The 18,676-nt window shown below is 59.4% G+C and carries 21 protein-coding genes; 16 read left to right on the forward strand and 5 right to left on the reverse strand.

The features are described 5' to 3' along the window. Nucleotides 1-3: 3 nt before the first annotated feature. Both TO66_RS10685 and TO66_RS10690 read right to left on the reverse strand, forming a co-directional pair. The gene (locus tag TO66_RS10685) at nt 4-240 is read right to left on the reverse strand and encodes a DUF1654 domain-containing protein (RefSeq protein WP_044462295.1); all 237 of its coding nucleotides are present in this window, start codon (nt 238-240) and stop codon (nt 4-6) included. 223 nt (nt 241-463) lie between these two features. Then, entirely contained in the window at nt 464-1,552 is a 1,089-nt protein-coding gene (locus TO66_RS10690; RefSeq protein WP_007920539.1) for an asparaginase, read from the reverse strand. Nucleotides 1,553-1,877: 325 nt separating this feature from the next. Here TO66_RS10690 and TO66_RS10695 point away from each other — a divergent pair, with 325 nt between their 5' ends. The 8 genes from TO66_RS10695 (at nt 1,878) to TO66_RS10730 (ending at nt 9,562) form a co-directional block, all read left to right on the forward strand. Continuing rightward, entirely contained in the window at nt 1,878-2,333 is a 456-nt protein-coding gene (locus TO66_RS10695) for a hypothetical protein (RefSeq protein ID WP_044462296.1), read from the forward strand. Nucleotides 2,334-2,589: 256 nt separating this feature from the next. After that, nucleotides 2,590-3,546 (forward strand): sugar ABC transporter substrate-binding protein, encoded by a 957-nt coding sequence (locus tag TO66_RS10700; RefSeq protein ID WP_044462297.1) that lies wholly within the window; start codon nt 2,590-2,592, stop codon nt 3,544-3,546. 58 nt (nt 3,547-3,604) lie between these two features. Beyond that, on the forward strand, nt 3,605-5,158 hold the full coding sequence (locus tag TO66_RS10705) for a sugar ABC transporter ATP-binding protein (protein ID WP_044462298.1): 1,554 nt from the start codon (nt 3,605-3,607) through the stop codon (nt 5,156-5,158). Beyond that, nucleotides 5,155-6,132, forward strand: coding sequence for an ABC transporter permease (locus tag TO66_RS10710; protein ID WP_044462299.1), 978 nt, complete (start codon nt 5,155-5,157; stop codon nt 6,130-6,132). Before TO66_RS10705 ends, TO66_RS10710 begins: the two co-directional genes overlap by 4 nt. 3 nt (nt 6,133-6,135) lie before the next feature. After that, nucleotides 6,136-7,155, forward strand: a complete 1,020-nt coding sequence (locus tag TO66_RS10715) for a LacI family DNA-binding transcriptional regulator (RefSeq protein WP_044462300.1) — start codon at nt 6,136-6,138, stop codon at nt 7,153-7,155. 18 nt (nt 7,156-7,173) lie between these two features. Further along, the gene (rbsK, locus tag TO66_RS10720; protein WP_044462301.1) at nt 7,174-8,091 is read left to right on the forward strand and encodes a ribokinase; all 918 of its coding nucleotides are present in this window, start codon (nt 7,174-7,176) and stop codon (nt 8,089-8,091) included. Then, entirely contained in the window at nt 8,088-8,492 is a 405-nt protein-coding gene (gene rbsD / locus TO66_RS10725; RefSeq protein ID WP_044462302.1) for a D-ribose pyranase, read from the forward strand. The genes rbsK and rbsD overlap by 4 nt, the downstream gene beginning before the upstream one ends. Nucleotides 8,493-8,533: 41 nt before the next feature. Continuing rightward, entirely contained in the window at nt 8,534-9,562 is a 1,029-nt protein-coding gene (locus TO66_RS10730) for a nucleoside hydrolase (protein ID WP_044462303.1), read from the forward strand. A 33-nt stretch (nt 9,563-9,595) separates the two neighbouring features. Here TO66_RS10730 and TO66_RS10735 read toward each other — a convergent pair whose 3' ends face one another. Beyond that, nucleotides 9,596-9,808, reverse strand: a complete 213-nt coding sequence (locus TO66_RS10735) for a hypothetical protein (RefSeq protein ID WP_044462304.1) — start codon at nt 9,806-9,808, stop codon at nt 9,596-9,598. Between the two features lie 163 nt (nt 9,809-9,971). On the opposite strand from TO66_RS10735, the gene TO66_RS10740 reads away from it, so the two are divergent. Then, entirely contained in the window at nt 9,972-10,277 is a 306-nt protein-coding gene (locus TO66_RS10740) for a hypothetical protein (RefSeq protein ID WP_044462305.1), read from the forward strand. Between the two features lie 161 nt (nt 10,278-10,438). Continuing rightward, the gene (locus TO66_RS10745; RefSeq protein WP_044462306.1) at nt 10,439-10,750 is read left to right on the forward strand and encodes an I78 family peptidase inhibitor; all 312 of its coding nucleotides are present in this window, start codon (nt 10,439-10,441) and stop codon (nt 10,748-10,750) included. Between the two features lie 73 nt (nt 10,751-10,823). On the opposite strand, the gene TO66_RS10750 is transcribed toward TO66_RS10745, so the two are convergent. Together TO66_RS10750 and TO66_RS10755 are read right to left on the reverse strand one after the other, a co-directional pair. Beyond that, on the reverse strand, nt 10,824-11,036 hold the full coding sequence (locus tag TO66_RS10750; RefSeq protein WP_003179963.1) for a cold-shock protein: 213 nt from the start codon (nt 11,034-11,036) through the stop codon (nt 10,824-10,826). A gap of 293 nt (nt 11,037-11,329) precedes the next feature. Continuing rightward, nucleotides 11,330-11,629 carry a hypothetical protein gene (locus TO66_RS10755; RefSeq protein ID WP_044462307.1) on the reverse strand — a complete coding sequence of 100 codons (300 nt, stop codon included), beginning with the start codon at nt 11,627-11,629 and terminating at the stop codon, nt 11,330-11,332. A gap of 388 nt (nt 11,630-12,017) precedes the next feature. Here TO66_RS10755 and thrS point away from each other — a divergent pair, with 388 nt between their 5' ends. The 6 genes from thrS to pheT all read left to right on the forward strand — a co-directional run bounded on the left by thrS (nt 12,018) and on the right by pheT (nt 18,674). After that, on the forward strand, nt 12,018-13,940 hold the full coding sequence (gene thrS, locus TO66_RS10760) for a threonine--tRNA ligase (RefSeq protein ID WP_044462308.1): 1,923 nt from the start codon (nt 12,018-12,020) through the stop codon (nt 13,938-13,940). Continuing rightward, entirely contained in the window at nt 13,940-14,491 is a 552-nt protein-coding gene (infC, locus tag TO66_RS10765) for a translation initiation factor IF-3 (protein ID WP_169914426.1), read from the forward strand. The genes thrS and infC overlap by 1 nt, the downstream gene beginning before the upstream one ends. Before the next feature lie 60 nt (nt 14,492-14,551). Continuing rightward, nucleotides 14,552-14,746: a 50S ribosomal protein L35 gene (rpmI, locus tag TO66_RS32460; RefSeq protein WP_002553160.1), complete on the forward strand. Its 195-nt coding sequence runs from the start codon at nt 14,552-14,554 to the stop codon at nt 14,744-14,746. 30 nt (nt 14,747-14,776) lie between these two features. Further along, nucleotides 14,777-15,133: a 50S ribosomal protein L20 gene (gene rplT, locus TO66_RS32465; RefSeq protein ID WP_007905879.1), complete on the forward strand. Its 357-nt coding sequence runs from the start codon at nt 14,777-14,779 to the stop codon at nt 15,131-15,133. A 109-nt stretch (nt 15,134-15,242) separates the two neighbouring features. Beyond that, nucleotides 15,243-16,259 carry a phenylalanine--tRNA ligase subunit alpha gene (pheS, locus tag TO66_RS10775; protein ID WP_044462309.1) on the forward strand — a complete coding sequence of 339 codons (1,017 nt, stop codon included), beginning with the start codon at nt 15,243-15,245 and terminating at the stop codon, nt 16,257-16,259. Between the two features lie 36 nt (nt 16,260-16,295). Then, nucleotides 16,296-18,674 (forward strand): phenylalanine--tRNA ligase subunit beta, encoded by a 2,379-nt coding sequence (gene pheT, locus TO66_RS10780; protein WP_044462310.1) that lies wholly within the window; start codon nt 16,296-16,298, stop codon nt 18,672-18,674. Nucleotides 18,675-18,676: the final 2 nt, after the last annotated feature.

Raw genomic sequence — 18,676 nt, forward strand, 5'->3', positions numbered from 1 at the left:
GACTCAGTCTTCCTTCGGCACGACCCAGAAAACCTGCACGCCGCCATCATCGCGATAGGCGAGGGTGACATTGTCGTTTTCGGCGATTTCTTCGAGCAGGCGTTCCCACTCGTCGGGCATCTCGTCAGGCTGGCGAAAGATCAGTGCCGCCTTGGCTTTCTGCGCGGCAGGCGAGTTGATGATTTTCTGAACGCGCAGGCCGAGGCGTTCATAAGAGCTTGGTGGTGCTGCGGCTGGCACGGGAAACTCCTTATTAAGCTGTATGCGCGTACAGTATTTTACTGTAGGAAATTTCGCAACCGCTTAAAATTCAAGAAGTTCTTCTGACACCGATATCAGCGGATTACTGCAAGCTGAGTGAATTTTTATCGGGGGGCACGAAAGGGACGATCGGAGGGGAGAGCACTCACCCCAGGGCGAGTGCAGGAGAGGAGTGCCCGGCCAGGCTGGCCGGGCGGGTCCATCAGTATTCCCAGAACATCCGCTGCAGTTCCTTGCTGTCCTGGGTCTTGGTCAGGGCGACCATGGCCAGGATGCGGGCTTTCTGCGGGTTCAGGTCATTGGCCACGACCCAGTCGTACTTGTCGTCAGGCTGTTCTGCGTTGCGCAGTACGAAGCCGCCGGCATTGACGTGGGACGAGCGGATGATCTGCACGCCATTCTTGCGCAGCTCTTGCAGGGCTGGCACGACGCGAGAGGACACCGAGCCATTGCCGGTACCGGCATGGATGATGGCTTTGGCGCCGGATTGGGCCAGGGCTTTGTAGGCGGTGTCGCTGACGTTGCCATAGCCGTAGGCGATTTCTACGTCAGGCAGGCTCTTGATGGTCTTGATGTCGAATTCCGAATCCAGGGTATGGCGCTTGGCTGGCAGGCGGAACCAGTAGGATTTGCCTTCCACGACCATGCCCAGCGGGCCCCACGGGCTCTTGAAGGCTTCGGTCTTGATGTTGATCATTTTGCTGACGTCGCGACCCGACTGGATCTCGTCGTTCATGGTGACCAGCACGCCCTTGCCATGGGCTTCCTTGCTACCCGCTACCGCCACGGCGTTGTACAGGTTGAGCATGCCGTCGGCGGACATGGCGGTGCCGGGACGCATGGAGCCGACCACGACGATTGGCTTGTCGGTTTTTTCCACCAGGTTCAGGAAGTAGGCGGTTTCTTCCAGGGTGTCGGTACCGTGGGTGATGACGATGCCATCGACATCCTTGCTGTCTGCCAGCTCGGCGACGCGCCGGCCCAGTTGCAACAGGTTTTCGTTGGTGATGCTTTCAGAGGCGATCTGCATGACCTGCTCGCCGCGCACATTGGCGACCTGGCTCAGCTCGGGGATTCCCGCGATCAATTGTTCGATGCCGACTTTGGCGGCCTGGTAAGTGGCGCTGTTGGCGGCGCTGGCACCGGCGCCGGCAATGGTGCCGCCGGTCGCGAGCACAACCACGTTGGCCAGTTTCTGTTTGGTTTCGACTTCTTTGGCCTGCAGTGCAGTCGGAAGAAGCAAGAGGAGGGCCAAGGCGCCCGGGACAAGGGTGTTGAAGGCAGATTTCATTATTTTCTCTCTAGTAGTGAGACGGTGCGGATGCAGGTTCATCTAGAAACACCCGAGACAGATCTGAATGCCGCGGGCGAACAAGCAACAGCAGGATTTGTACCACCCGGACTTTGGTCGCAAAGCTCCATTAACTTAATGATTTATATCAACTTATTTTTATTTCGCAGACGCTCTGGGTGTTTCGCTGTCCGGTTTTCCGAATGCTCGGCGCTTTAGTGTTCGGTTGTCCGACAGTTCCGATTTTTATCGGGAAAATACTGAATTAAAGAGCTGGCCCTCGCAGCCGATGCCCTTCAAGGATCTTTTTCTTTCTGGAGCTCACATGTCTATGTCTGTCGGTTTTCCTGCTGCCGGGGCTATTACCATCAACGGCAAATCGCTGGCCACCCTCGAGGCCCTGAGCAAAGGCGCCGCCGACAATGCCGAGCAGGCGTTGGGGATCGACGAAGACGGCAAGATGCGCACGGGAGGTGGTACCGAGCCCGAGAAGGCCGCTGCCAAGGCGGAGGACTCGGAAGGGGACACCCAGAGCCTGGTGGTGAAGATATTGCTCAAGCGCATGAAAGAATTGCAGGAGCAATTGAAGGAGCAGCAAGAACAGCTGGCGGCTGCTCAGGCAGCGAGTTACCCAACTCCCGAAGCCAAGGAAACCGTGCTGATGGCGTTGCAGGGCCAGATCGCCGATACCAGCGGTGCGTTGCAGGAGGTGGTGGCGAACCTGGTCAAGGAGCTGAACAAGGACTCCGCGTCGGGCGGGCTGGTCAATACCAGCGTGTGATCGGGTGGCCTCGACGGGCGAAAACGGAGCACTTGCGGTAGTGCTTCACAATACGGCCGGTCTCCCGGTGCCCGTTGACAAACTCCAGCGAGGTTCGCATAGTTCGGTCTACGCAAACGTTTGCGCAGGCCGTGAGCTATTAGTCCCGACTATTGCCCAGGTTTGCTTCAAGTCGCAATCCGTCGGGCTCTGAAGGTTGTCGAGCGTACTCCGGCGCAAGCGTTGCCCACAATAATCATAAGATCGGAGTGAACCCATGAAGCTGCCATTCGCTGGACGTCTTCTTGCTGTCGCTGTTCTGGCTGCCGCATCCGCTACGCTTCCCCTCTCTTCGGCATTCGCCGAGACCCCCGAAAAACCCAAGGTCGCCCTGGTCATGAAATCCCTGGCCAACGAATTCTTCCTCACCATGGAAGACGGCGCCAAGGCTTATCAGAAGGACCATGCCGCCGATTTCGACCTGGTCTCCAACGGCATCAAGGACGAAACCGACACCGCCAACCAGATCCGGATCGTCGAGCAGATGATCGTGTCGAAGGTCAATGCGCTGGTGATCGCCCCGGCGGACTCCAAGGCCATGGTGCCGGTGATCAAGAAGGCGGTGGACGCCGGTATCACGGTGATCAACATCGATAACCAGCTGGACCCTGCGGTACTCAAGAGCAAAAACATCAGCGTACCTTTTGTCGGTCCCGACAATCGCAAGGGCGCGCGGCTGGTGGGAGAGTACCTGGCCAAGCAACTGCAAGCCGGGGATGAGGTCGGCATCATCGAGGGCGTGTCCACCACCACCAATGCCCAGCAACGGACCGCGGGCTTCAAGGATGCAATGGAGGCCGCGCAGATCAAGGTGGTCTCGCTGCAATCCGGCGATTGGGAAATCGACGCGGGCAACCGTGTCGCCGCAGCCATGCTCAGCGAATACCCGAACCTCAAGGCGCTGCTGGCGGGTAACGACAGCATGGCCGTCGGCGCCGTGTCGGCGGTGCGTGCGGCGGGCAAGGCCGGCAAGGTTAAGGTCGTTGGCTACGACAACATCAATGCCATCAAGCCGATGCTCAAGGACGGTCGAGTGCTGGCCACGGCCGACCAGTACGCCGCCAAGCAGGCGGTGTTCGGTATCGAGACGGCGCTGAAGATTCTCAAGGGCGAAAAAGTGGACGGCGGCGCCAACGGCGTGATCGAAACTCCGGTCGAGCTGGTCACCCAGTAATCGTTCTGGCGGCACGACGGCGCCCGTCCGAGCGGGCGGGCGCATGGAGAGTTTTCTTATGTCAGTTTCCGTGGCGAACGCTGTCCTTTCGGTCAGCGGTATCGGCAAGACCTACGCGCAACCGGTATTGACCGGCATCGACCTGACGCTCAAGCGCGGGGAAGTGCTGGCGCTGACCGGGGAGAATGGCGCGGGCAAGAGCACCTTGTCGAAAATTATCGGCGGCCTGGTGGCGCCGACCACCGGCCAGATGCAATTCAATGGGCAGGCCTATGCTCCCGGCAGCCGTACCCAGGCCGAAGAGCTGGGCGTGCGCATGGTCATGCAGGAACTCAATCTGTTGCCGACCCTGTCGGTGGCCGAAAACCTGTTCCTCGATAATCTGCCCAGCCTCGGTGGTTGGATCAATCGCAAGCAGTTGCGCAAGGCGGCGGTCGAAGCCATGGCCCAGGTCGGCCTGGAGGCGATCGACCCCGATACCCTGGTGGGCGACCTGGGCATCGGTCACCAGCAGATGGTAGAAATCGCCCGCAACCTGATCGGCGACTGCCATGTGCTGATTCTCGACGAGCCGACGGCGATGCTCACGGCCCGCGAGGTCGAGCTGCTCTTCGAACAGATCACTCGCCTGCAGGCCCGTGGCGTGGCGATCATTTATATCTCCCATCGCCTGGAAGAGCTGGCCCGGGTCGCTCAACGCATTGCCGTACTGCGCGACGGCTGCCTAGTTTGCGTCGAGCCGATGGCCAATTACAACAGCGAGCAATTGGTCAACCTGATGGTGGGACGCGAGCTGGGCGAACATATCGATCTCGGTCCGCGCAAGATTGGCGCGCCGGCGTTGACGGTCAGCGGCCTGAGCCGTTCCGACAAGGTGCGCGACGTGTCTTTCGAGGTGCGCAGCGGCGAGATTTTCGGGATTTCCGGATTGATCGGGGCAGGGCGCACCGAGTTGTTGCGGTTGATTTTCGGGGCCGACAAGGCCGATAGCGGCACCATCGCCCTGGGCACTCCGGCGCAGGTGGCGACTATCCGCTCGCCGGTGGATGCCGTGAGTCACGGTATCGCCCTGATCACCGAGGATCGCAAGGGCGAAGGCCTGCTGCTGACGCAATCCATCGGCGCCAACATTGCCCTGGGCAACATGCCGGAGATTTCCAGTGGCGGCCTGGTCAATGCTCGGGACGAATCGGCGCTGGCGCAGCGGCAGATCGACGCCATGCGCATTCGCAGTTCGGGGCCGGCACAACTGGTGTCCGAGTTGTCCGGTGGCAACCAGCAGAAAGTGGTGATCGGCCGCTGGCTGGAGCGCGATTGCGCAGTGCTGCTGTTCGACGAGCCCACCCGGGGTATCGATGTCGGCGCCAAGTTCGACATCTACGGCCTGCTCGGCGAGCTGACCCGCCAGGGCAAGGCGCTGGTGGTGGTCTCCAGTGACTTGCGCGAACTGATGCTGATTTGCGACCGCATCGGCGTGCTATCGGCCGGGCGCCTGATCGACACCTTCGAGCGTGACAGCTGGACCCAGGATGAACTGCTGGCCGCGGCTTTTGCCGGCTATCAAAAACGTGATGCGTTGCTCAGCGAAGCGGCGCCTAGGGATCTCCCATGAAAACTGCATCTTCGGCCGGCAAGCGTGGCGGCAACTATTACGGCCTGGGCACTTACCTGGGGCTGGCCGGCGCCTTGCTGGCAATGATCGCGCTGTTCTCGGTGCTGAGCAGCCACTTTCTGTCCTACGACACTTTCAGCACGCTGGCCAACCAGATCCCCGACCTGATGGTGCTGGCGGTGGGCATGACCTTTGTCCTGATCATCGGTGGCATCGACCTGTCCGTCGGTTCGGTGCTGGCGCTGGCCGCCTCGACCGTGAGCGTGGCGATTCTCGGCTGGGGCTGGAGCGTGCTGCCGGCGGCGCTCCTGGGGATGGGCTGCGCGGCGTTGGCCGGGACCATTACCGGTTCGATTACCGTGGCCTGGCGTATTCCCTCGTTCATCGTCTCGTTGGGCGTGCTGGAGATGGCGCGCGGCGTGGCTTACCAGATGACGGGGTCGCGTACCGCCTATATCGGCGATGCCTTCGCCTGGCTGTCGAACCCGATCGCCTTTGGCATCTCGCCCTCGTTCATCATCGCCTTGCTGATCATCTTCATCGCCCAGGCGGTGTTGACGCGTACCGTGTTCGGTCGTTACCTGATTGGCATCGGTACCAACGAGGAAGCCGTGCGCCTGGCGGGTATCAATCCCAAGCCCTACAAGATCCTGGTGTTCAGCCTGATGGGGCTGCTGGCGGGCGTCGCCGCGTTGTTCCAGATCTCCCGCCTGGAGGCCGCGGACCCGAATGCCGGCTCCGGCCTGGAGCTGCAAGTCATCGCGGCGGTGGTGATCGGCGGTACCAGCCTGATGGGCGGGCGAGGGTCGGTGATCAGCACCTTTTTCGGCGTGCTGATCATTTCGGTGCTGGCCGCGGGGTTGGCCCAGATCGGCGCGACCGAGCCGACCAAGCGCATCATCACTGGCGCGGTCATCGTGATTGCGGTGGTGCTCGATACCTATCGCAGCCAGCGCGCAAGCCGACGGAGCTGAGTCATGGCGACGATCAAAGATGTGGCTGCCCTGGCAGGGATTTCCTACACCACGGTGTCTCATGTGCTGAACAAGACACGCCCGGTCAGCGAGGAAGTGCGAATCAAGGTCGAGGCGGCAATCCAGCAGCTCGACTATGTGCCCAGCGCAGTGGCTCGTTCGTTGAAAGCCAAGACCACGGCGACTATCGGCCTCCTGGTGCCCAACAGCCTCAACCCGTATTTCGCCGAGCTGGCCCGGGGGATCGAGGATTACTGCGAGCGCAACGGCTACTGCGTGATTCTCTGCAACTCCGACGACAATCCGGAAAAACAGCGCAGCTACCTGCGGGTGTTGCTGGAGAAACGCATCGACGGCCTGATCGTGACCTCGGCCGGTGGCGATGGCGGGCTGGCCGAGGGCCTGGCCGCGGTGCGCACGCCCATGGTGATAGTCGACCGCGGGCTGGAAGGCGTGGATGCGGACCTGGTGCGCATCGATCACGAATACGGTGCGTACCTGGCGACCCGGCATCTGCTTGAGCTGGGCCACCGTGATATCGCCTGCATCGGCGGCCCGGACTACACCAGCGTGGCGCAGTTGCGCCTGGCGGGGTTCCAGCGGGCGCTGCTGGAAGCCGGTGTGGCGGTGCCAGCCGAACGCATCCTGCAGAGCGACTTCACCAGTACCGGCGGCTATCAGGCGGCGGCCCGGTTGTTGGCGAGCAATCCGCCCAGTGCGATTTTCGCCGGCAACGACATGATGGGCATCGGCGTGCTGCGCGCTGCGGCGGAACGCAATATCCGCGTGCCCGGCGAGCTCTCGGTGATCGGCTTCGACGACATCCAGATGAGTCGTTATGTCTACCCGGCGCTGACCACGGTCGGCCAGTCGATCCTGCAGTTGGGCGAGCAGGCGGCGGAACTGTTGCTGCGCCGCATCGCCACCCCGGGGCTGGCGACCGACCAGCGGATCGTCACCCCCAACATTGTCTTGCGCGAGTCCACAGCGCCCGTAGCCGGCACTTTCGCCGAGCACCGTTGAATTGAAGAGTATTGATGTATGCCAGCAAAAGTAGTGGTAGTGGGCAGCCTGAACATGGACCTGGTCACCCGGGCCGAACGGCTGCCACGTGCCGGTGAAACCCTGGTCGGCCAGTCGTTCGCCACGGTTTCCGGTGGCAAGGGGGCGAACCAGGCGGTGGCGGCGGCCCGGCTGGGCGCCGAGGTATCGATGGTCGGCTGCGTCGGAGACGATGCGTACGGTGAGCAATTGCGTTCGGCGCTGCTTGCCGAGCAGATCGATTGCCAGGCCGTCACGGCTGTCGCGGGTTCCAGCGGCGTTGCCTTGATCGTGGTGGACGACAGCAGCCAGAACGCGATCGTGATCGTCGCGGGCGGTAACGGCCAGCTCACACCAGAGGTGGTCGGCGGTTTCGATCCAGTGCTGCAGGCGGCCGATGTGATCATTTGTCAGCTCGAGGTGCCGCTGGCGACGGTGGAGCACACCCTCAAGCGAGGGCGGGCGTTGGGCAAGACCGTGATTCTCAATCCTGCGCCTGCCAGCGGTCCGCTGCCGGCGGACTGGTACTCGTCCATCGACTACCTGATCCCCAATGAAAGCGAAGCCGCGGCCCTCAGCGGCCTGCCGGTGGACTCCCTGGCGAGCGCCGAGGCTGCCGCCAGCCAACTGCTGGCGGCCGGGGCCGGCAAGGTCATCATCACGCTCGGGGGCCAGGGTTCGCTGTTCGCCAGCGGAACAGGCTTCGAGCATTTCCCGGCGCCCAGGGTCAAGGCGGTCGATACCACGGCCGCCGGCGATACCTTCGTCGGTGGCTTTGCCGCGGCCCTGGCAGCCGGCAAGAGCGAGGCCGAGGCGATTCGTTTCGGCCAGGTCGCGGCGGCCCTGTCGGTGACCCGGTCGGGCGCCCAACCCTCCATTCCCACGCTGTCCGACGTACAGGCATTTTCCCCGGTATGAAAAAGACACCTTTGCTCAATGTCGCCCTGTCGCGACTGATCGCCTCCCTTGGGCATGGCGATATCGTGGTTATCGGCGATGCCGGCTTGCCCGTGCCGCCGGGCGTCGAACTGATCGACCTGGCCCTGACCCAGGGCATCCCGGATTTTCTCAGCACCCTGCAAGTGGTGCTTTGCGAGATGCAGGTGGAGAGCCATGTACTGGCGCAGGAGATTCTGGAGCGACAATCCTCGACCCTGCAGGCGCTCGAGGCATTGAGTGCCGAGGGGGCGCTGGGCAAGCGCGAGCTGCTGAGCCATGACGGGTTCAAGGTCCTCAGCCGGCAAGCCCGGGCGATTGTTCGCACCGGGGAGTGCCAGCCTTATTGCAACATCGCGCTGATCGCCGGGGTGACGTTCTGAACGCCTTTCCCTTCTAGTCAAACCATGCAAAGGAGTGCGCCATGCGCCGCTATGCTCAGCTACTGCAACATCTGATCCGGAGTGTTCTGCTCGTGTCTCTGTTTACCGCTGCAAGTGCCCATGCGGCAGAAAAGATCGACCTGATCATCGATACCGATCCGGGGGCCGACGATGTGGTGGCGTTGCTGTTCGCCCTGGCATCGCCCGAGGAACTGCATATTCGCGCGCTGACCACGGTCGCCGGCAACGTGCGCCTGGACAAGACCTCGCGCAATGCGCGCCTGGCCCGTGAGTGGGCGGGGCGCGAAGACGTGCCGGTATACGCCGGTGCGCCGAAGCCGCTGCTGCGCACGCCGATCTATGCCGAGAATATCCATGGCAAGGAGGGCATTTCCGGAGTCACCGTGCACGAGCCCAAAAAAGGCCTGGCCGAAGGGAGTGCGATCAACTACCTGATCGACACCTTGCGCGCCGCCAAGCCCCACAGCATCACCATCGCCATGCTGGGGCCGCAGACCAACCTGGCGCTGGCGTTGATCCAGGCGCCGGATATCACCCAGGGCATCAAGGAAGTGGTGGTCATGGGCGGTGCGCATTTCAACGGCGGCAATATCACTCCGGTGGCGGAGTTCAATCTCTTCGCCGATCCGCAGGCTGCCGAAGTGGTGCTCAAGAGCGGCGTCAAGCTGACCTACCTGCCGCTGGACGTCACTCACAAGGTGCTGACCAGCGAGGCGCGCCTGCAGAAGATCGCGGCCCTGAACAACAATGCCAGCAAGGTGGTGGGGGATATCCTCAACGAGTACGTCAAGGGTGACATGGAGCACTACGGTATTCCGGGTGGCCCGGTGCATGACGCGACCGTCATTGCTTACCTGCTCAAGCCTGAGCTGTTCAGCGGACGCCAGGCCAACATGGTCGTCGACAGCCGTGAGGGGCCGACATTCGGTCAGACCATCGTCGATTGGTACGACGGCCTGAAGCTCGAGAAGAACGTGTTCTGGGTGGAAAATGGCGATGCCCAGGGCTTCTTCGATTTGCTGACCGAGCGCCTTGCTCGCCTGAAATAAGTGCGGTTCCGGCAGGTGCCAGCCTGCCGGTCGTTACGCCTTCTCGATCTGCGGCGGGTCAGAGTGCTCGCCGGGATACTTTTCGAAGATCTGTTCGATGAACGCCTGGGCCGCCTCGGTGCCCAGTTCTCTGATCAATAGATCGATACCGATGATCGCCAGTTCTTCGGGGCTTCCAGGGCTATAGGAACAATGGCCTTCGGGCCATTTTGCTTTGATGTCGGCGTCGATCGTCACGGTGGCCATGGAAGTCTCGCAAGGTCGGAAAGAGTCATGCCGGACGGGCGCTTGTCGAGGGCTTCCGGTCTCGTAGAGTTAAACACCTTGGTGGGCTTTTCGCACTCCGACTTAGGCATGGGGGGAGGGCTGTGCGACACTTGGTCATTGTCTGTTTTCGATGGAGGCCAGTGTGCAGATCGATTTGAACAACCCCGATGCCTTGACCTTCGAGGCGGTGCGCCAGTTGCTGGCATCGGCCAGTGACGATGTGCATACCCAGCTGCGTGTGACCAGGGCGGGCATCGCCTATATCTCGTCGGGAGTGGTCGGTGGCGCGGACATCGATGGCCTGCTGTTCAGGTTGGAAACCTGGGCGGCCGGTTCCGGTTATGTCGGACGGGTGGCAGCCAGCGATGAGGTCTGGGTCACGCAGATTCTCAATGCCTTGAGGCAGAACTGGCCCAAGCCGTCGTTCGATTACATCGATATCTATTGAGGGTGTACATATCCGGTCATGATTGTTGCCTGAAAGCATGGCCGTGCTTGATGCAGACTTGTCTGCTGTCCGGCCAAGAGGCTTTTGGCCAGTTCGTTTGTGAAACCAATAGCCGGAGTGGTTGTCGCACTATCTCTGCTTATTTTTGAAAAGGAGGCTTCATGCCTTGGAAGCTCGCGTCGTTCGGTGCCTTGTTGGCTGCAGTGGTTTTGACCGGGTGCAGTACTTCTTCACCGGATAAGGAGCCGGTAGTGACCGAGGGCGGCCATAGCCGCTGTGAGGCGAAGGCGGCCGAATTCGCGATTGGCAAAAAAGCCTCGCCTGAGCTGCTGGAGCAAGCGCGCACCCGCGCCGGGGCGCAGAACGCTCGTATCCTCAAGCCGAATGACATGATTACGCTGGAGTACCGCTCCGATCGGTTGAACCTCAACACCGATAACAATCTGGTGATTACCCGGGTCAATTGCGGCTGATTGCATCGGCACTTTTGCAACCGGCATAAAAAACCCCGTCACATGGACGGGGTTTTTTTAGCTCGCTGAGAAATTACTCAGGGCGAACTTGTGCAGCTTGCATACCCTTTTGGCCTTTCTCAGCCACGAAGGAAACGGTCTGGCCTTCTTTCAGGCTTTTGAAACCGTCGCTTTCAATAGCTTTGAAGTGTACGAACAGGTCGTCACCGCCACCTTGAGGAGTGATGAAGCCGAAGCCTTTTTCATCGTTGAACCATTTTACGGTGCCGGTTTGGCGATTAGACATGGTGTATCTCCAAGAAACATATATTTTCAGTAGTACTGTGCTGCTCAGGCCAACTGGGCACACCGGGCTATCATAGTCGAAATGTTCGACTTGGGAGCCCCCCGGACATGCCGATTCCCAGGTGGTTGAGCCTGTTTTGTTGCTCTGGTTGGCTGAAGGCCCCGGTTTAAGGGGCTTTCGCTGAAAACAATCAGTGATAAAAAAAGCCGTAAAAGCTGCGTAAATTGTGAAAAACGCCCTGTTTTCCAGGCATGGCGAGCCTGGATAAGAGGTGCAGGGCGGGCCTTAAAGCCTTATTTCACCACCCGGCAGGCGGCAATGGCGTCCAGCGCCTTGGTTCTCAGCGCGGGATCCGGTTGCGTCTGCTTGCTCATGAGCTGCTTGATTTCATCGGTAGTGAATTTTTCGTTGAGCTTGTCCGCGCCACAGGCACAGTGCTTTTCTGCGCTCTTCGCGTCGATGCTCTGGCTGGCGGCAGCCGTGCAATCCTTCATGTACTCGGCACGTACCCCGGCTGGCCAGGCGGCGTGTGCACTCAATGGCAGCAGCAAAGCCAGAGGGGCGGCGAGGGCGAACAGTTGGGTGAGGCGCATGAGTCGAGCTCTCCTGGGATGGAAATACAAGAATGGTCATTCTCGGTGCATTTGAGACCTTGAGTACATATCAAGTTCACTTTCTTGCATAGAAAGCCCTGATACGCTTCTCCTGGCCGGAAGTACGGCGCGATGACCGTTCATCTGTGCTAGGATGCCCGGCTCGGGCATTTCAGGTGTTTGGATGAGTTCTCATCCTCGCGCGGTCCATGCCTCTATTTTTTCCGATTTGAACTCCAGTCACTCTGGTTCGTTTTGCCGGTTGGCCGCAAGGCTCCTGCCACTGTGAGGCAGGCGTTCATCAAGAACGGCCTGGATCGAACCGCGTACTGGCTCATCCCAACCCACGTGACCTTTGGTAGGGGTCACCACTAGGAGAGGAGGCGCCATGCCCACTATTACTCTTCCCGACGGCAGTCAGCGTTCATTCGATCATCCGGTTTCCGTAGCCGAGGTCGCCGCATCCATCGGTGCTGGTCTGGCCAAGGCCACCGTGGCCGGCAAGGTCAATGGCAAGCTGGTCGATGCCTGCGATCTGATCGACAGCGACGCGACCCTGCAAATCATCACGCCAAAGGATGAAGAAGGGCTGGAGATCATTCGCCACTCTTGCGCTCACCTGGTGGGTCATGCGGTCAAGCAGCTGTATCCGACCGCGAAGATGGTCATCGGTCCGGTGATCGATGAAGGCTTTTATTACGATATCGCCTACGAGCGTCCCTTCACGCCTGACGATCTGGCGGCCATCGAGCAGCGCATGCAGCAGCTGATCGAGAAGGATTACGACGTCATCAAGAAAGTCACTCCGCGTGCCGAAGTGATCGAAGTGTTCAAGGCTCGCGGCGAAGACTACAAGCTGCGTCTGGTCGAGGACATGCCGAACGAACAGGCGATGGGCCTGTATTACCACGAAGAATACGTCGACATGTGCCGCGGTCCGCACGTGCCGAACACGCGTTTTCTCAAGTCTTTCAAACTGACCAAGCTGTCCGGCGCCTACTGGCGTGGTGATGCCAAGAACGAGCAGTTGCAGCGCGTCTACGGCACCGCCTGGGCCGACAAGAAGCAGCTGGCGGCTTACATCCAGCGGATCGAAGAGGCCGAGAAGCGCGATCATCGCAAGATCGGCAAGCGCCTTGGCCTGTTCCATACCCAGGAAGAAGCGCCGGGCATGGTCTTCTGGCACCCGAACGGCTGGACCCTGTACCAGGTACTCGAGCAGTACATGCGCAAGGTCCAGCGTGAAAACGGCTACCTGGAGATCAAGACCCCGCAAGTGGTCGATCGCAGCCTGTGGGAGAAATCCGGGCACTGGGCCAACTACGCCGAGAATATGTTCACCACTGAGTCGGAAAGTCGCGACTACGCCATCAAGCCGATGAACTGCCCTTGCCACGTGCAGGTATTCAATCAAGGCCTGAAGAGCTACCGCGAACTGCCGATGCGCCTGGCAGAGTTCGGTGCTTGTCACCGTAACGAGCCGTCCGGTGCATTGCACGGCATCATGCGTGTGCGTGCTTTCACTCAGGACGATGCGCACATCTTCTGTACCGAAGAGCAGATGCAGGCTGAATCCGCCGCGTTCATCAAGCTGACCATGGATGTCTATGCCGACTTCGGCTTCAAGGACATCGAAATGAAGCTTTCCACTCGTCCTGAAAAGCGTGTGGGTTCCGACGAGCTGTGGGATCGCGCTGAAAACGCGCTGGCCGCTGCGCTGGACAGCGCTGGGTTGCCTTACGACCTGCAGCCGGGTGAAGGGGCGTTCTACGGTCCGAAAATCGAGTTCTCCCTGAAAGACTGCCTCGGTCGCGTCTGGCAGTGCGGTACCTTGCAGCTCGATTTCAACCTGCCGATTCGTCTGGGTGCCGAGTACGTTTCCGAAGATAACAGCCGTAAGCATCCAGTGATGCTGCACCGGGCGATCCTCGGCTCCTTTGAGCGTTTTGTCGGTATCCTGATCGAACATTACGAAGGGGCGTTCCCTGCGTGGCTGGCTCCGACCCAGGCCGTGGTGATGAATATCACTGATAAACAGGCAGATTTTGCCCTCGAAGTGGAAAAAACCCTCAACCAAAGCGGATTTCGTGCCAAGTCTGACTTGAGAAATGAAAAGATCGGCTTTAAAATCCGCGAGCATACTTTGCTCAAGGTTCCCTATCTCTTGGTTATTGGAGATCGGGAAGTCGAGACGCAGACTGTCGCTGTGCGTACCCGTGAAGGGGCTGACCTGGGCTCGATGCCTGTCGCTCAGTTCTCGGAGTTCCTCGCACAAGCGGTTTCCCGGCGTGGTCGCCCAGATTCGGAGTAATTATTATTAAGCGTGAAATGAGACAAGATAAACGAGCTGCACCGAAAGCCCCGATCAACGAGAATATCTCGGCACGCGAGGTTCGGTTAATTGGCGCTGACGGCGAGCAGATTGGCATCGTCTCGATTGATGAAGCGCTTCGTATTGCTGAAGAAGCCAAGCTTGATCTGGTGGAAATCTCCGCCGACGCAGTCCCACCGGTTTGCCGTGTGATGGACTACGGCAAATCGATCTTCGAGAAAAAGAAGCAGATTGCCGCGGCGAAGAAAAACCAGAAGCAGATTCAGGTAAAAGAAATCAAGTTTCGTCCAGGGACGGAGGAAGGGGATTACCAGGTAAAACTACGCAACCTGGTACGTTTCCTGAGTGACGGGGACAGGGCCAAGGTATCCTTGCGATTCCGCGGCCGTGAGATGGCCCACCAGGAGCTGGGGATGGAACTCCTCAAGCGGGTTGAAGCTGACCTGCAAGAGTACGGTTCGGTCGAACAGCATCCTAAGATGGAAGGACGCCAGCTGATCATGGTCATCGCCCCGAAAAAGAAGAAGTAATCAACAGGGCACGGCAGGCCTTCTGATTATGTTTATCAACTGAATGCGGAGTATCCGAACATGCCAAAGATGAAAACCAAAAGTGGTGCTGCTAAGCGGTTTCTGAAAACTGCTAACGGCATCAAGCACAAGCACGCTTTCAAGAGCCACATCCTGACCAAAATGTCGACCAAGCGTAAGCGTCAACTGCGCGGTAGCAGCTTGCTGCATCCGTCTGACGTGGCAAAAGTCGAGCGCATGCTGCGCCTTCGTTAATTTTTGGATCAAGAATAGAGGAAGTAACTCATGGCTCGTGTAAAGCGTGGCGTCATTGCCCGTAAGCGTCACAAAAAAATTCTGAAACTTGCTAAAGGCTACTACGGCGCGCGTTCCCGCGTATTCCGTGTTGCCAAGCAAGCGGTAATCAAGGCAGGCCAATACGCCTACCGTGACCGTCGTCAGAAAAAACGTCAGTTCCGCGCTCTGTGGATCGCTCGTATCAACGCTGGTGCTCGTATCAACGGTCTGTCCTACAGCCGTTTCATCGCCGGCCTGAAAAAAGCTTCCATCGAGATCGACCGTAAGGTTCTGGCTGATCTGGCAGTGAACGAAAAAGCGGCGTTTGCTGCGATTGTCGAGAAGGCTAAAGCCACTCTGGCTTAAGTACCCTCGACAGTCACCCAGGCTCACCTTTGTGGGTTCTGGTGTTAAACGTCATAAATAGGGGAAGAGCCTACAAGCTCTTCCCCTATTTCGTATCTGGAGTCTGTACATGGAAAACCTGGATGCGCTGGTCTCTCAAGCACTAGAGGCTGTGCAAAGCGCTGAAGATATCAATGCCCTGGAGCAAATCCGGGTTCAGTACCTTGGCAAGAAGGGTGAATTGACTCAGGTGATGAAGACCCTGGGGAATTTGCCAGCAGAGGAGCGCCCGCAAGTCGGCGCCCTGATCAACGTTGCCAAGGAGCGTGTCACAGAGGCTCTCAATACGCGCAAGGCTCTGTTTGAAGAAGCCGAACTGGCTGCCAAACTGTCCGCCGAGTCCATCGATGTGACCCTGCCTGGCCGCGGCCAGATTTCCGGTGGTCTGCATCCTGTGACCCGGACTCTGGAACGTATTGAACAGTTCTTCACCTACATCGGCTATGGCATCGCCGAAGGCCCTGAGGTCGAAGACGACTACCACAACTTCGAGGCGCTCAACATCCCAGGCCATCACCCGGCCCGTTCGATGCATGACACCTTCTATTTCAATGCGAACATGCTGTTGCGCACCCATACCTCGCCGGTACAGGTCCGCACCATGGAATCGCAGCAACCGCCGATCCGCATCGTCTGTCCTGGCCGTGTGTATCGAAGCGACTCCGATATCACTCACTCGCCAATGTTCCACCAGGTCGAAGGCCTGCTGGTCGATCGCGACATCAATTTCGCCGACCTCAAAGGCACCATCGAAGAGTTCCTGCGTGTGTTCTTCGAGAAAGAGTTGGCAGTGCGCTTCCGTCCCTCGTACTTCCCATTCACCGAGCCCTCCGCCGAAGTCGACATGGAGTGCGTGATGTGCAGCGGTAAAGGCTGTCGGGTTTGCAAGCAGACCGGGTGGCTGGAAGTCATGGGGTGCGGCATGGTTCACCCGAATGTGCTGCGTATGTCCGGGATCGATCCGGAAGAATTCCAGGGCTTTGCCTTTGGCATGGGCGCCGAGCGCCTGGCCATGCTGCGTTACGGCGTGAATGACTTACGCCTGTTCTTCGACAACGACTTGCGGTTCCTCGCGCAATTTCGCTAGGTCGCACGCCCGTAACGAATCTTTCAGGAGAGCAGGATGAAATTCAGTGAACAATGGCTGCGCGGCTGGGTAAGCCCGCAGGTAAGTCGCGACGAGCTGGTGGCTCGTCTGTCGATGGCCGGTCTTGAGGTCGATAGCGTAACGCCGGTTGCCGGTGTTTTCAGTGGTGTGGTGGTGGGCGAGGTGCTGAGCACCGAGCAACATCCTGATGCCGATAAGCTGCGTGTTTGCCAGGTCAGCAACGGTACGGAAACTTTCCAGGTCGTGTGCGGTGCGCCCAATGTGCGTCCGGGCCTGAAGATTCCTTTCGCCATGATCGGTGCGGAGTTGCCTGGTGACTTCAAAATCAAGAAGGCCAAGCTGCGTGGCGTCGAGTCGAACGGCATGCTGTGTTCCCAGGCAGAGCTGCAAGTGGGCGAGGGCAACGACGGCCTGATGGAGCTGCCGGTGGATGCGCCGGTGGGCCAGGATTTTCGCGAATATATGGAGCTGGATGATGCCAGCATCGAAGTCGACCTGACTCCGAACCGTGGCGATTGCCTCTCGCTGGCGGGTCTCGCTCGTGAAGTGGGCGCACTCTATGCCACGCCAGTCACTCGTCCGGCGGTGATATCTGTTGCGCCTGCGCACGACGAAGTACGGCCGGTGGAAGTGCTGGCCCCTGCGGCTTGCCCTCGTTATCTGGGCCGGGTTATTCGCAATGTCGATCTGTCCAAGCCGACTCCGTTGTGGATGGTCGAGCGTCTGCGACGTGCTGAAGTACGCAGTATCGACGCCGCGGTGGACATCACCAACTACGTAATGTTGGAGTTGGGGCAACCGCTGCATGCTTTCGATCTCGCTGAGATCAATGGTGGTATCCGTGTACGGATGGCCGAGGAGGGCGAGAAACTGGTCCTGCTCGACGGCCAGGAAGTCACTCTGCGCAGCGATACTCTGGTCATCGCCGACCATACTCGTGCCCTGGCGATTGCCGGTGTCATGGGGGGCGAACACAGCGGCGTCACTGCTGGTACCCGCGATGTGTTCCTGGAAAGCGCGTTCTTCGATCAGATCGCTGTAGCGGGTAAAGCTCGCTCATACGGCCTGCACACTGATGCTTCGCACCGCTATGAGCGCGGTGTGGACTGGCAACTGGCCCGTGAGGCCATGGAGCGCGCCACAGGCTTGCTGCTGGAAATCACCGGAGGCGAAGCCGGTCCGATCATCGAAGCGGTCAGCGAACAGCACTTGCCGTCGATTGCTCCGATCATTCTGCGCGCCGAGCGCATCAATCAGATGCTGGGCATGGAATTCGACGCAGCGGAAGTCGAGCGTCTGCTCGGTGCTCTGGGTCTGAAAATTTCTGCTGACGGTGTCGGCCAGTGGCGTGTCGAAGTGCCAAGCCACCGCTTCGATATCAGCCTGGAAGTGGATCTGATCGAAGAGCTGGCCCGCTTGTACGGTTACAACCGCCTGCCGGTTCGTTATCCGCAAGCCCGCCTGGCGCCTCAGGCCAAGGCTGAAGCTCGTAGCGACCTACCAGAGTTGCGCCGTCTGTTGGTAGCCCGTGGTTATCAGGAAGCTATTACTTACAGCTTCATCGATCCGAAACAATTCGAGCTGTTCAATCCAGGTGTAGAGCCGCTGTTGCTGGCCAATCCGATTTCCAACGATATGGCCGCCATGCGCTCGTCGCTGTGGCCTGGACTGGTCAAGGTACTGCAGCACAACCTGAACCGTCAGCAGGATCGTGTCCGGCTGTTCGAGAGCGGTTTGCGCTTCGTCGGCCAATTGGAAGGCCTGAAGCAGGAAGCGATGCTGGCGGGTGTGGTCTGCGGAAGCCGCATGCCGGAAGGTTGGGCGCAAGGCCGCGATGGCGTGGATTTCTTCGACGTCAAGGCGGATGTGGAAGCGGTATTGGGCTTTGCCGGTGCGCTGGATGCATTCACTTTCGTGCCAGGCAAGCATCCGGCGTTGCACCCGGGGCAAACCGCACGCATTGAGCGCGAAGGGCGTTTGGTCGGCTATATCGGCGCTATCCACCCTGAGTTGTCGAAAGCTCTCGGTCTCGACCGTCCGGTCTTCGTTTTCGAGTTGGTCCTGGCCGAAGTTGCGTCGGGTAAAATGCCGAAATTCCGTGAGTTGTCGCGCTTTCCTGAAGTGCGTCGTGACCTGGCCTTGCTGGCTGATCGCGAAGTTGCCGCCAGCGCGGTGCTGGATGTAATCCGTGAAAATGCAGGCGAATGGCTGACGGACCTCAGGTTGTTTGACGTGTACCAAGGTAAAGGCATTGATCCTCATAGAAAAAGCCTTGCGGTTGGCTTGACCTGGCAGCATCCATCGCGCACTCTTAACGACGATGAGGTGAACTCCACGACGCAAAATATCCTCACCTCGCTTGAACAAAGGTTGAACGCCACGTTAAGGAAGTGACG

This window comes from Pseudomonas sp. MRSN 12121 (genome assembly GCF_000931465.1).
Lineage (GTDB): Bacteria > Pseudomonadota > Gammaproteobacteria > Pseudomonadales > Pseudomonadaceae > Aquipseudomonas.

Coding starts and splice junctions, on each gene's coding strand:
- TO66_RS10690 (WP_007920539.1), bottom strand. CDS start 1,552: ATGAAATCTGCCTTCAACACCCTTGTCCCGGGCGCCTTGGCCCTCCTC.
- TO66_RS10695 (WP_044462296.1), top strand. CDS start 1,878: ATGTCTATGTCTGTCGGTTTTCCTGCTGCCGGGGCTATTACCATCAAC.
- TO66_RS10700 (WP_044462297.1), top strand. CDS start 2,590: ATGAAGCTGCCATTCGCTGGACGTCTTCTTGCTGTCGCTGTTCTGGCT.
- TO66_RS10705 (WP_044462298.1), top strand. CDS start 3,605: ATGTCAGTTTCCGTGGCGAACGCTGTCCTTTCGGTCAGCGGTATCGGC.
- TO66_RS10710 (WP_044462299.1), top strand. CDS start 5,155: ATGAAAACTGCATCTTCGGCCGGCAAGCGTGGCGGCAACTATTACGGC.
- TO66_RS10715 (WP_044462300.1), top strand. CDS start 6,136: ATGGCGACGATCAAAGATGTGGCTGCCCTGGCAGGGATTTCCTACACC.
- rbsK (WP_044462301.1), top strand. CDS start 7,174: ATGCCAGCAAAAGTAGTGGTAGTGGGCAGCCTGAACATGGACCTGGTC.
- rbsD (WP_044462302.1), top strand. CDS start 8,088: ATGAAAAAGACACCTTTGCTCAATGTCGCCCTGTCGCGACTGATCGCC.
- TO66_RS10730 (WP_044462303.1), top strand. CDS start 8,534: ATGCGCCGCTATGCTCAGCTACTGCAACATCTGATCCGGAGTGTTCTG.
- TO66_RS10735 (WP_044462304.1), bottom strand. CDS start 9,808: ATGGCCACCGTGACGATCGACGCCGACATCAAAGCAAAATGGCCCGAA.
- TO66_RS10745 (WP_044462306.1), top strand. CDS start 10,439: ATGCCTTGGAAGCTCGCGTCGTTCGGTGCCTTGTTGGCTGCAGTGGTT.
- TO66_RS10750 (WP_003179963.1), bottom strand. CDS start 11,036: ATGTCTAATCGCCAAACCGGCACCGTAAAATGGTTCAACGATGAAAAA.
- TO66_RS10755 (WP_044462307.1), bottom strand. CDS start 11,629: ATGCGCCTCACCCAACTGTTCGCCCTCGCCGCCCCTCTGGCTTTGCTG.
- thrS (WP_044462308.1), top strand. CDS start 12,018: ATGCCCACTATTACTCTTCCCGACGGCAGTCAGCGTTCATTCGATCAT.
- rpmI (WP_002553160.1), top strand. CDS start 14,552: ATGCCAAAGATGAAAACCAAAAGTGGTGCTGCTAAGCGGTTTCTGAAA.
- rplT (WP_007905879.1), top strand. CDS start 14,777: ATGGCTCGTGTAAAGCGTGGCGTCATTGCCCGTAAGCGTCACAAAAAA.
- pheS (WP_044462309.1), top strand. CDS start 15,243: ATGGAAAACCTGGATGCGCTGGTCTCTCAAGCACTAGAGGCTGTGCAA.
- pheT (WP_044462310.1), top strand. CDS start 16,296: ATGAAATTCAGTGAACAATGGCTGCGCGGCTGGGTAAGCCCGCAGGTA.